Here is a 12638-nt window from a genome sequence, read left to right as displayed (position 1 = left end):
CATCGCGGATTATTTTTTTGTATACAGCTATTGATCCAGTACCGCTTCCTGCGGTTTATGAAATTACGTGCATAAACATGCTACAATAGAACTGGAACGATAGCTGATTAGGGGAGGCTACACATTGGGAGCCGAGATTATTAAAGTTTGCAAAGAACATTTACCCTCACTGCGATTCATAGGCAAATGTTACACGGATGCGGATCGGGGACCTGACGGCGGTTATGGCCACAAATGGAGGGAATGGTTTCAGAAGGGCTGGTTCCAACAGCTGGAACAGCTTGGTGTCCTACAGGGGATCGAGAACGGATATTTAGGCTTGATGGGCTGTTCGGACAAAGCTAACAGCTTTCAATACTGGATCGGCGTCTTTTTCCCGGAACAAACGGCTGTCCCCGAGCATTTCGATTCCATCGATATCCCGGAAGGGGATGCAGGGATTTGCTGGATTTACGGAAACTCGAATAACGGCGAACTATACGGGCAGGAGCCTCATAACCGGTGCATGGCCAAACTGCAGGAAAACCAAATGGGGCATTTCCGCGATGATTTTAAGGGCCCGGAAGAGAACTGGTGGTGGTTTTTTGAGCGATACAACCATCCGCGGTTTACGACTCCGGACGATCAGGGGAATGTGATTTTAGATTATGGGATGTATTTGGGAAAGTAGACTGCCAGCTAGCCGTTAACATGCTTTCAACTGCAGCTTCGGTGCACCGCGCAGCCACTCGCTTCTACAGCAAATTACATATCGGGAAAGGGCCGCTTCGCTAAAGGAGTGGCCTTCCTTATTTCCAAAAACGGGAAGCGAGGGCAAATCCGTTAAAAATAGATAGCAGTTGTTAAATAAATACCATTTTCAAACCGGGACAAGCTATTCTTATAATAGATTATCCGGAATATACAATGGGAGACCGCTTCTTATGATACGTATTCGCAAACGCAGCTTCCGGGTTTATTTAACGATCGCGATCTTGTCGCTGCTTGCGGCATGGACGGCCGGCTGCCGCGGCGACGGCGGGCAGCCGGGATTCCCCGGCTCAGACGGCTTGGGAGAATCGCTTCTTGGTAGAAGCATTACGGTATATATGGGCAACAGTCCGGCGGCCGATGCGATTCGGGTATTGCTGCCCGAATTCGAAGCAAAAACCGGATTGAAGGTCGATTTGACGAGTTTCTCGAATGAACAGCTCAGCCAGAAGCTGTCCGTCCAATTCGCGGCGGGCAGCATCAACCCGGACGTATTCATGCTTCGGCCGCTGGAGGAGCTGAGATTGTTCGGCGTAAGCGGCTCGCTGGAGCCGTTAGACCGGTTTATAGACGGTGACGCGGAGTATGACTTCGCTGATTTTTCGCAGATTGCCGTCGAATCCGTCACCTTGGACGGTTCGATTGCGGCTATGCCGTTGTCGACGGAACAGCAGATTTTGTACTACCGCAAAGATTTGCTTGAGGAAGCCGGATTGTCCGTTCCGCGCACACTCGATGAGCTGGAGGCGGCCGCCAGGGCGCTGCACGATCCGGCAGGAGGCGTATACGGCTTCGTAGCCCGCGGACAGCGGAATGCGCTTGTAACCCAATTGTCTTCCTTCCTTTATTCGGAGGGAGGCGATTTTCAGCAAAACGGCATGGCAGCGATTAATACCCCCGAAGCGGTCAGAGGGATCGGCCGTTACGTTACGATGCTCAAGCGGTACGGTCCTTCCGGCGTTTTCAACATGGGCTGGCAGCAAGCGGCAGGTCTGTTCTCGCAGGGAAAAGCGGCGTTTTACACCGACGCGAGCGCCATCTATTCGATCGCGATCGGCTCCGAGCAGTCGTCCATCAAGGGCAAGGTCGGCTTCGCCACATTCCCGGCCGGTCAGGCAGGCGCAAGGCCGTACAGCATTACCGCCTGGGGCCTGGGAATGAACGCGGCATCGGACCGGAAGGAGGCTGCCTGGCAATTTATCCGCTGGGCGACCAGCAAGGACATTGTGATGAAGTCGCAGCAATTGGGAAATCCGGGCGCGCGTCAGTCCGTCTGGAGCGATCCGCATGGCATGTCGGGTTTTCCGGAATCGTACATTGCCGTCGTAACGGAATCGATGCGCATCGGTGTCGGTCATGACCGCCCGAAGGTCGTCGATGTAGGGGCGGCTCGTGATCTGATCGGCGATATCGTCATTCAAGGACTGCTGGACGAAGATATCCAGGCCGCAGCCGACAAGGCGAACCGCGATTTTCAAGCGCTCATCGACAAGGAGCGAAGCCCATGAATACGTTCGGCAAAATTATTTTGCTGCTCGTCTCGCTGCTCATTCCGATCATGCTGCTGTACGGATACTCCAATCAGGTCAGTGTGAGCGTCGTACGCGACACGATCGAAGCCGGCAACAAAAACCGGCTCGCCTTTTTTATGAGCCAGATGGAAATGATGATCGATCAGTTGACGAAATATTCGGTAACAGCGAGCCGCGATTACAGTATCAAGGAATATTTGGAGGGCAGAAGCGAAGATTCGCGGGTCGTGCAGATGCAGCGGCGCAACCGGATCGTCGAGATGCTCAATATGCAGATTGCGACAAGCGCCTGGAACAACCAGATTATTTTGTATGTGCTCGACACTAAGGAGATTTTATCGACCGATTATTCGGTCCAATACGACGAGGCCTATATCCGTAACCCGCAATGGAAACTATGGTCGCACCGGAGCGCGGTTACGTTCGGGATTACGCAAACGTTTTTTTCCCGGATCAAGGAAAGCGATATCCCTAATCTGCTCGTTGAGGTGCGGTTTACCGACGACAATCTGCGGAATATGCTGAACCTGCTCAAGCAGGGCGGGGAACACGAGCCGTTCCTGTACCATGCCGGAACTGAGCCGATCATCAGCTACACGGCCAACCGGACGCTTGTCGACCGGATCGCGGAGCAGCTGGACGGGACGGAGTTATCTCCGCAGGGTGGCAGTATGACCGTTCAACTGCAGGACGGAACCTATATCGTCAATTACGTCCGTTCGGAAAGTCTGGGCTGGTTTCTCGTCGATATCGTCCCGCTCCAGTCCGTGTTCGCTCCGATCGTTACAAGCCGGAACCTGTTTTACGTTTCGATCTGCCTGCTTATGGCGCTCGGCGTACTGGTTACGCTGCTGCTGTACCGGAACGTGCAGCGGCCGATCCGGATGCTGATCCAGGGCGTGCAGCGGATCAAGGACGGCCAATATTCGGCCAGGCTGAAGCGTCAGCCGAACAACGAATTCGACTTTCTGTTCGGCAGCTTCAACGAGATGGCCGGACAAATCGGGGATTTGATCGAGAAAGTGTACAAGGAGACGCTTCGTTCGAAGGAAGCAACGCTTAAGCAGCTGCAGTCGCAAATCAATCCGCACTTTTTGTACAACTGTCTGTTTTATATTAAAAACATGTCAAACTTGGGCGATAAGGATGCGGTTTCCGCCATGGCGCTTAACCTGGGCGAGTATTACCGCTATTCGACCCGCCTCGAGAAACCCACGGCGTCTTTGGCCGAAGAAATGAAGCTGATCGAAAACTATTTGACGATCCAGACGATGCGCATACAGCGGTTTCATTACGAGATCGACATTCCCGAGCCGATGCTGTCCCTGGACATTCCGCGCCTGCTCGTCCAGCCGCTTGTGGAAAATGCGATCGTACACGGTGTGGAAAACAGCGCCCGCTTCGGCTTAATTACGATTACGGGCATGCAGGAAGACGAGGTGAGATGGATCGTCGTTGAAGATAACGGTCCCGGCCTGTCGATGGAGCAGATTGCGGAGCTGCAGCGTAAAGTCGCGTCGCCCCAAGACGAGGAGACCGGGTTCGGCCTGTGGAACACGCATCAGCGTCTCGTGCATAAATACGGCGGAAGGTCGGGGCTGATCTTTGGCCGCTCCGAATCCGGCGGCTTGCGCGTGGAGCTGGTATGGGAGGAGCGGCAGGATACGCCGTGACCGGAGCTTATGGGCCGATTAGGAGGGATTCGGATGTTTCAACTGTTGATCGTCGATGACGAAGCGAGTGTGGTAGACAGCTTGGCGGATACGCTGCCTTGGCAGGAAATCGGCATTTCCGCCGTATTTAAAGCTTATTCGGGCAGTGAAGCTCTGGAAGTGCTGAAGACGAATACGATCGATATCATGATGACCGATATCCGCATGCCGGGCATGAACGGGCTTGAGCTGCTGGCGCTCGTCCGCCGCGAATGGAAATGGGTGAAATGCATCCTGCTGTCGGGCCATGCGGAATTCTCTTATGCGCAAGAGGCGATCCGGCACGACGCCCATGAATACTTGCTGAAGCCGGTCGGCGACGATGAAGTGTTGGCCAAGGCCGGCCAGCTGGTCGCGGAGCTGCGGAGGGAACGGGATGAGAACCGGGCGTACGAGCGTGTCGTCAAAGCGTTCCAGGAGCATCTTCCGAAGCTGCGCGGCGATCTTCTCGCCGATCTGCTGCAAGGCACGAAGCTGTCGCCGGACAAGCTCGGGCACAAGCTGGAATCGCTCAAAATCGAGATGGCGACGGACGAACGGTTCGCGCTGCTGCTGTGCAGGCTGGAAGACCGGCTGGCCGAGCTCGATTTTTACAGCTTGTCGCTGATGGAATACGCGGTCGTCAATATGGCGGAAGAGCTGTTCGAGGACGAGTTCCGGCTGTGGAGCTGCAAGGATATACACGGTTATCTCGTATTTCTGGTCACACTGCGGGAACGGCGGGACAGCAGCCCGGAGCAGAGCGAGCTGCCGGTGCCGCCGACGCAATCCGCGGAGCGGCCAACCGAACCCGAGGAAAGCCGGCTCCAGTCGATCGCGTCCCAGCTGCAGCTCGGCGTGACCCGGTATTTGAAAGGCAGCGTGTCAGTCCTGATCAGCCGCTGGGGTGCGTTCCCGGCCGATATACAGCAATTGTACGAAGAAATTCTGTTATCGATGCGCAGACAAGTCGGTCAGCAAAGCGGCCTGCTCATCTACGTGTCGGACGAACTGGAACGGATGCCCGTCCATGCGCTCCAGCGTCTGAACGAACCGCCGATGCTTGTCCATCTGCTGGAGTCCGGCGACTTCGAGCGGACGCGCGACAAGCTGAACGGCGTCTGGGAGGAGCTGAGCTTGAAATGGGCCGATTCCCGGGAGCATGTGACGGAAGCGTTTTTCTCCATCTATGCCTCGTTCAGCTCGTTCGCGCACAAAAACGGCCGGCAGCTGACCGACATGATCGGCCCGCTGCTGTCCGATGTGACCGGCTTGACGCCGATCCGCTCGCTGGAATCGTTTCACCATTGGATGTTCCAGTCGCTGGAGCTGCTGCAGCAATGCATGGAGAGCGAGACGCGCAACGACCGGGAGAACGCGGTGCGGAAAATCAAGCACTTTGTGGAAAAGCATCTGGTGGACGACGTGTCGCTGCAGACGATCGCCGACTCGATGTATATGCACCCCGTTCATGTGTCGCGAATCTTTAAGCTGGAAACCGGAGAAAATTTGAGCGATTTCGTGCTGCGCCTGAAAATGGAGAAGGCAGCCGTGCTGCTTGCCGATCCGGCGCTGAAAAACTACGAGGTTGCGCTGCGGCTCGGTTACCAGAACCCAAACTATTTTATCAAAGTGTTCAAAAAATATTATTCGGTCACACCGCAAGAGTTTCGCCAGAAGCTCGAAACGGTCGGCGATCTTTAAGCGGAAAGCAGCTCGTCCTTCATGGATGAAGCTGCTTTTTTTAACGTGTGCCGAGTTGCGGAGACTGCTCGTCGGCTTGAGCTCCCCTCCGGGTCGCGGCTGCTTCGATCTCGTTAATTTTGTGCCATCGCGGTTAAATAGTTGTCATTTTAAGCGGAGGGGAAACGCTTTACTATGAAAACAAGAGGTTTTCGTTCCCCGCAACGGCAAACGGAAGCCCCGAACATAAAGGCGGCGCTTTAGGCGGCCGCTATTCCGGGAGGTCATCACGAATGAATCGATGGATCAAGAAGGGAGCGGCCGTGTCGCTGCTTGCGGCGCTGGCTGCGGGCTGCAGCACGGGAGGAGAGACGGCGAATCAGGGTGCCGACAACAAAACCAAGCCGACGCTCACGTTCTGGATGAAAAAGCAGCTGTTCGAGGACCAAAACAAGCTCGTGCAAGAGCGGGCCAAGCAGTTCGGCACCGAACACAACGTTAACGTGAATATCGAGCTGATCGCTTATGAAGACTTCTACCCGAAATGGTCTGCCGCAATCGAATCGAGGACCGTACCGGACATCTCGTTTTTCGGCTATCAGGAAATCGGCCAATTTTACGCCAAGGGCGTACTTGAGGATACGACCGATCTGGTCAAATCGATCGAAAGCAAAAACGGCGAGATTCAGGCAAGCATGAAAAAAGCGATCACGTTCCAAGGGAAGCAATACGCCATCCCGTTCTGGACCGAGTCGCAGGTGCTGTACTACCGTAAAGATTTGTTGAAAAACGCCGGCTTCGACGCCCCACCGAAAACGTGGGACGAGTTCCGCAAGATGGCCAAGGCGCTGACCGATCCGGGCAAAGGCGTGTACGGCGCCGGCATGGGCTACGGCAAAGGCAACTCCGACGCCGAGTTCCTCACCCGCGGCATCATCTGGTCGTACGGCGGATCGCTTGATACGAAGGACGGCAAGACGGTAATCGCGAATTCGCCGGAAACAATCGAGGCGACGAAGGTGATCCGCGACATTTTCATGACCGACAAAAGCACGCCTCCAAGCGCAATCGGCTGGGACGACAGCGGCAACAACAAAGCGTATTTGAGCGGCCAAGCCGCAATGGTGTTCAACGTCGGCAGCCTGCTCAGCACGATCAAGAAGGACAACCCGGAGTTGTACGAGAAGACGGGAATCGCTCCTTATCCGGCCGGGCCGAAAGGAACGTTTATTCCGGGGATCAGCAACAACCTCGGCATTTTCAAAGATTCGCAAAACAAAGAGCTGGCCAAGCAGTTCGTCGAGTATATGCTCGCGACCGACTGGTACAAAACGTGGATTGAAAAAGGCTCGCCGCTTACCGGTCCGGTGTATACGAAGCTGACGAGCGAGCCGGTGTGGCAGGACGAGCGAAACAAAGCGTTTGTCGATTCGGTGAAAGGGTTCTCTTTCCTCGGTTATCCGGGCGAATACAATCCGAAGGCGGGCGAAGTGTTCAATCTGCGCATCGTGAACGATACGTTCCAGAAGCTGCTGCTCGAGCCGAGTTATACGCCGGAGACGGCGATCAAAGATTTGCAGACGAAAATCGAAGAGATTTATAAGAAGTAACAAGACCAAATTCAGGCTGCGGTCCAAGGCAGTGCTTTCACACGGTTTGCCTGCGCCCGCAGCCTACAGTTAGGCGGGATTTCACTTGAGAACGAACACGGACAACAAGCTGGCGTATGCACTGATGAGTCCCGTATTGATTTACTTGCTTGCCGTCATGGTCGTTCCGTTCGGCTGGGCGCTGTACCTCAGTTTCACGAATAAAGTCGTCGGCAGTAACGCCACATTTATCGGACTCGGCAATTACATCGAGCTCGTCCAGGATTCGCTCTTCTGGAGAGCGGTCTGGAACACGGCGGTATTTACGCTGGTGGCTGTCATCGGCAAAACGGTGTTCGGCATGATCATGGCGCTCGTGCTGAATGAAAAAATCGTATTCCGCAACGTGTTCCGGGTATTGCTGTTTTTGCCGTGGACGATTCCGACGATCGTTTCCGTTTTTACGTGGCAATGGATCTATTCCGATGTGGGCGGCGTGCTCAATTATTTGCTGCTCAAGGCGCATCTCATCTCGCAGCCGGTCGGCTGGCTCGCCAGTCCCGATCTGGCGATGTTTTCGGTCATTCTGGTCAACGTCTGGCGCGGCATCCCGTTTATGGGGATCGCCATCCTGGCCGGACTGCAGACGCTGTCCAAAGAAATGTACGAAGCGGCGATGCTGGACGGAGCCGGGGCGATCAAGCGGTTTTTCTACATGACGCTGCCTTCGGTGAAGGAAGTGACGGTGCTGGCGGCCGTGATGACGACGATCTGGACGCTGAACGATTTCGAGATCATCTGGCTGCTTACGCGCGGCGGGCCGTCGAACGGGACGCAGGTGCTGTCTACGCTTAGCTACACGATTGGATTTTTGAATATGAGCTTGGGGAAAGCGATCGCAATCGCGATCATGACGATGCCTCCGCTGATCATGCTGATCAACTTCGTCACGAAGCGTTCGCTTTCATCGAATGAGTAGGTGATGGCAGATGGAACATAGATCGATCGCGAACCGGATAGTCGTATACGCTACATTGGCCGTCATGCTTGTTTTTGCTTTGTTTCCACTGTACTGGATGTTTAATACTTCGTTCAAATCGAATGCCGAGATTTACCGGATGACTCCGACATTTTGGCCGGAGCGGTTTACTTGGTCGGCGTATGAGAAGCTATTGACGGAGAACGGGTTTTTGCTGAACGTTAAAAATTCGCTGGTCGTCTCCGTATTCGTCGCGCTCGGCTCGATCGCGGTCAGCATGCTGGCCGCATATGCGATCGCCAAGCTGCGCTTTCGCGGCAGAAGCATCGTGTCCCGGGGCATATTGTATGCTTATTTGATGCCGCGTGCCGTATTGTTCATCCCGCTGTATATGCTCGTCTCGCTGATCGGCGTTAATAATTCGATCTACGGACTGATGATCATTTATCCGACGATTACGATTCCGTATGCGACCTGGATGCTGATCTCGTATTTCAAATCGATTCCGGTCGAAATCGAGGAGGCTGCAATGATCGACGGATGCAGCCGGGCACGCACGATGTGGAGCATCATTTTCCCGCTGGCCGCTCCCGGAATCGCGGCGACATTTATCTTTTCGTTTACGCTTTGTTGGAGCGAATATTTGTATGCGCTGGTCGTAGTGACGAAAGGCTCGGACAAGACGCTGACCCTCGGTCTGTCGGATATGATCGTCGGGGACGTCTTCGCCTGGGGACCGCTGATGGGCGGTTCGATTCTCGCTTCGATCCCGGTCGTCATTATGTACCTGTTCACTTCTAAATATATGGTTAGCGGCATGACCGTAGGAGGAGTCAAATAATGGGCGAACTGAAAAAAGTGCTGGTGACCGCGACGAATTACTCGCGGTTGTGCGCGGAAGCGAAGCGGCTGCTCGAGGAGGGCGGCTGCGAAGTGATCGAGAACAAGGTCGGACGTCCGCATACGTTCGAGGAGCTCGCTCCGCTTGTTGCGGATATCGACGGCGTCGTGGCCGGTGTGGATACGTGGGACGAAGCGGTGTTCAAGCTGGCGCCGAAGCTGAAGGCGATCGCCCGGTTCGGCGTAGGCGTGGACAATATCGATCTGGCCAAAGCGCGCGAATACGGCGTTCAGGTGACGAATGTACCGGGAGGGAATGCGAACGCCGTCGCCGAGCTGACTGTCGGGCTGCTGCTGGCGCTGATCCGCAGCATTCCGGCACTGCACCAGTCAGCCCGGCGGGGGTATTGGGACCGCCACGTCGGCGGGGAGCTTGCGGGCAAAACGGTCGCCCTGCTCGGCTTCGGCAACATCGCCCAGATGGTCGCCAAAAAGCTGAGCGGATTCGACGTCGAGATTATCGCTTACGACAAGTACCCGAATGCGGCGAAAGCCGCGGAGCTTGGCGTCGAGCTCGTCAGCGCCGAGAAAGCGCTGGCGCGCGGCGACATCGTCAGCATGCATTTGCCGAGCCTTCCGGAAACGCGCCATATGATGAATGACGCACGGTTCACGTCGATGAAACGCGGAGCTTATTTCATCAATACGGCGAGGGGGGCGCTGGTCGATGAAGGAGCGCTGTACCGCGCGCTGAGATCGGGAACGATTGCGGGAGCGGCAATTGACGTGTACGAGACCGAGCCGGTATCTGCGGACAATCCGCTATTTCAGCTGGACAATATCGTTACAACGCCTCATACGGCTGCCGAAACGGAAGAAACGTACCGCAGAGTCGGGCTCGTCACGGCACAGGCGCTGCTCGACATATTCGCCGGCAAGCAGCCTGACAATCCGGTTGTACGTTAAGGCGCAGCGATTGCCTGTATCGGCCATCCGATGGGAGATCGGCGGCCCCCCGCGGGAATGGCGGTTCGATCAGGATGGAAACGCAGCGGATTGACCGCAAGGAAAGGAAGGGAGCCATGGAACGAAGCGCTGTCGTCATAGGCAGTTTGAATATGGATATTGCGGTAACGGTCGAGCGGCTGCCTGCGGAGGGAGAAACGCTGCAGGGCGGCGGACTCGTCGAAGCGCCAGGCGGCAAAGGGGCCAACCAGGCGGCGGCGATCGGAAAGCTGCAAACCCCGGTGCGGATGATCGGCAAAGTCGGCGCGGACCGCAACGGGGCGGCACTGCTGCAATCGCTCGAGGGGTCCGGGGTGGATACGGACGCCGTGCTTACGTCGTCCGGGCAGCCGACCGGCGTAGCGCTCGTTACCGTCGACCGGGCGGGGCGGAACCATATCGTCGTGGTCCCCGGAGCGAACGGGGAGTTGACCAAGGAAGATATCGACAGCCGCGCCGATATTATCGAGCAATGCGATATGGTCGTGCTTCAGCTGGAGGTTCCGCTGGAGACAGTCGCTTATGCGCTTCGCCTGGCGAAAGCGCTCGGCAAAACGACCGTGTTGAATCCGGCGCCCGCCCGTAAGATGGACGACGAGCTGCTGCGGCATGTCGATTTCCTCATTCCGAACGAACACGAGCTGCAAACGATTGCAGAACTCGACCAAATCGACGAGCATTCAGCCGGGGGAGCGGCCCGGCGGTTCGCGGAGAAGGGTGTCGGCGCCCTTATCGTTACGATGGGGGAGAAAGGCTGTTATTACGCCGATCGCAGCACGATCCGGTCGTATCCGGCCTGCAAAGTGAATGCGATCGATACGACGGCAGCCGGAGACAGCTTTATCGGCGGTTTTGTGGCCGGCTACCTGGCATCCGGCAACGCGGATACGGCGATCCGGCAGGCGCAACTTGCCGCCGCTATTACCGTGACGAGGCATGGCGCCCAAAGCTCGCTGCCGACGAGGCAAGAGGTAGAAGCGTTGTGGCAAAGTGCGAACGAATAGTACGGCTCAGAAGAGGAGAGAACGAGAAATGAAACATTTATACGGCGTAACGACGGCTATGGTCACTCCGTTTCGTAAAGACGGTTCGATCGATTTCGAAAGCGTGGAGAGATTGACGGAGTTTCTCATTTCGAAAGGAGTTCACTGCTTGTATCCGCTCGGCACAACCGGCGAAATGCTGCGATTGACTGTAGCCGAACGCAAAGCGGTCGCCGAAACGGTCGTACGCCAGGCGGCGGGCCGTGTTACGGTGTTTATCCATGTCGGCGCGATGACCCAGCACGATACGGTTGAGCTGGCGAAGCATGCGAGCGAGATCGGAGCAGACGGTATCGGAGTCGTGACTCCGGCGTTTTTCGGTGCGAACGACGCGGAGCTGGAGCATTATTTCGTAACGGTCGCTTCGAGTGTGCCGGATAGCTTCCCGGTGTACTTGTACAACATTCCTCAATGTGCGGCCAACGATCTGAAAACCGATGTCGCCGAGAAGGTGGCGGCACAATGCGCGAATGTAATCGGTATCAAATATAGCTATCCGGACTTTTTGCGGACGAACGAGTATTTGACTATCAAGGACGGGGAATTCTCCGTTATGCAAGGGGCGGACCGCCTGTTTTTGCCCGCTCTGGCGATGGGATGCGAAGGAGTTATCTCCGGCGTTTCGTGCGTCTATCCCGAACCGTTCGTCGCGGTATACGAAGCTTTTCTCGCAGGCGATCTGGATCAGGCGAGAAAGCTGCAGCGGATCGCGATCCGGTACTGCGAAACGCTCAGAAGCGGCAGCAACATGTCCTACTTCAAAGAAGCGCTCAAACTTCGGGGCATCGATGCTGGCTACATGAGAGCACCTCAGCTCGATCTGCCCGAGGCGGAGATCGGCGATCTGAAGCGCAGACTGGACGAGTTGAACGCGCTGACCGGGTATGCGTAAGACGAAGTAGACGGATGGATAGTCTTGAAAAACCGTTCCGGTTACCGAGGCCGCTGAAAAAGTCCGTCTCTTATAAAAAGGTACAGTCCTTCAAGAAAGTTGAAGAGGCTGTACCTTTTTTGCCGTATAATTGAGTCATCACGAAAAGCGGGTGAGAGCGAATGATTCGGCAACAACAAACCTTAGTTCTGAGTCCTTATGCGGCATTGTATGACATTGTCGTGCCGAAGGACAATATGCTTCGTCAAATCAACGAACTGGTGGACTTCACCTTCATATACAAAGAACTCGAAGCAAAATATTGTCTGGATAATGGACGTAACGCAATTGATCCCATTCGCATGTTTAAATATTTGCTACTGAAAGCCATCTTTGAACTATCTGACATAGACATTGTCGAACGCTCAAAGTATGACTTGTCGTTCAAATACTTCCTCGGCATGGCACCGGAGGACCCGGTAATCGATCCGAGCTCCCTGACGAAATTCCGTAAACTGCGTTTGAAAGACATGAACCTATTGGACATGCTCATTGGTAAGACCGTAGCTCTTGCCATCGATCAGAATATCCTGAAGAGCAACTCCATCATCGTTGACGCTACGCATACGAAAGCGCGCTACAACCAGAAATCGCC

11 protein-coding genes are annotated in these 12638 nt (G+C 55.3%); all 11 read left to right on the top strand.

The window, feature by feature from the left end:
* Window positions 1–124 precede the first annotated feature (124 nt).
* Entirely contained in the window at window positions 125–670 is a 546-nt protein-coding gene (locus AC3Y2E_RS27720) for an AraC family transcriptional regulator (RefSeq protein WP_379216245.1), read from the top strand.
* Window positions 671–923: 253 nt separating this feature from the next.
* Window positions 924–2258, top strand: coding sequence for an ABC transporter substrate-binding protein (locus AC3Y2E_RS27715; RefSeq protein ID WP_379216243.1), 1335 nt, complete (start codon window positions 924–926; stop codon window positions 2256–2258).
* Entirely contained in the window at window positions 2255–3955 is a 1701-nt protein-coding gene (locus AC3Y2E_RS27710) for a sensor histidine kinase (RefSeq protein ID WP_379216241.1), read from the top strand. The genes AC3Y2E_RS27715 and AC3Y2E_RS27710 overlap by 4 nt, the downstream gene beginning before the upstream one ends.
* A 33-nt stretch (window positions 3956–3988) precedes the next feature.
* Window positions 3989–5677 (top strand): response regulator, encoded by a 1689-nt coding sequence (locus AC3Y2E_RS27705; RefSeq protein ID WP_379216239.1) that lies wholly within the window; start codon window positions 3989–3991, stop codon window positions 5675–5677.
* Between the two features lie 272 nt (window positions 5678–5949).
* Entirely contained in the window at window positions 5950–7266 is a 1317-nt protein-coding gene (locus AC3Y2E_RS27700; RefSeq protein WP_379216237.1) for an ABC transporter substrate-binding protein, read from the top strand.
* An 85-nt stretch (window positions 7267–7351) separates the two neighbouring features.
* Window positions 7352–8224, top strand: coding sequence for a carbohydrate ABC transporter permease (locus AC3Y2E_RS27695; RefSeq protein ID WP_379216235.1), 873 nt, complete (start codon window positions 7352–7354; stop codon window positions 8222–8224).
* Between the two features lie 10 nt (window positions 8225–8234).
* A complete protein-coding gene (locus AC3Y2E_RS27690) occupies window positions 8235–9065 on the top strand; it encodes a carbohydrate ABC transporter permease (RefSeq protein ID WP_379216233.1) in 831 nt (276 codons plus the stop codon).
* Window positions 9065–10030 carry a phosphoglycerate dehydrogenase gene (locus AC3Y2E_RS27685; RefSeq protein WP_379216231.1) on the top strand — a complete coding sequence of 322 codons (966 nt, stop codon included), beginning with the start codon at window positions 9065–9067 and terminating at the stop codon, window positions 10028–10030. Before AC3Y2E_RS27690 ends, AC3Y2E_RS27685 begins: the two co-directional genes overlap by 1 nt.
* A 116-nt stretch (window positions 10031–10146) precedes the next feature.
* A complete protein-coding gene (gene rbsK / locus AC3Y2E_RS27680) occupies window positions 10147–11073 on the top strand; it encodes a ribokinase (protein ID WP_379216229.1) in 927 nt (308 codons plus the stop codon).
* A 28-nt stretch (window positions 11074–11101) separates the two neighbouring features.
* Window positions 11102–12004: a dihydrodipicolinate synthase family protein gene (locus AC3Y2E_RS27675; protein ID WP_379216227.1), complete on the top strand. Its 903-nt coding sequence runs from the start codon at window positions 11102–11104 to the stop codon at window positions 12002–12004.
* A gap of 161 nt (window positions 12005–12165) precedes the next feature.
* A partial coding sequence (locus AC3Y2E_RS27670; RefSeq protein ID WP_379216225.1) for a transposase occupies window positions 12166–12638 on the top strand: 473 nt, incomplete at its 3' end.

This window comes from Paenibacillus sp. MAH-35 (assembly GCF_058135425.1).
Note: the sequence above shows the minus strand (reverse complement) of the source record. Positions and strands in the feature narration are given on the sequence as shown.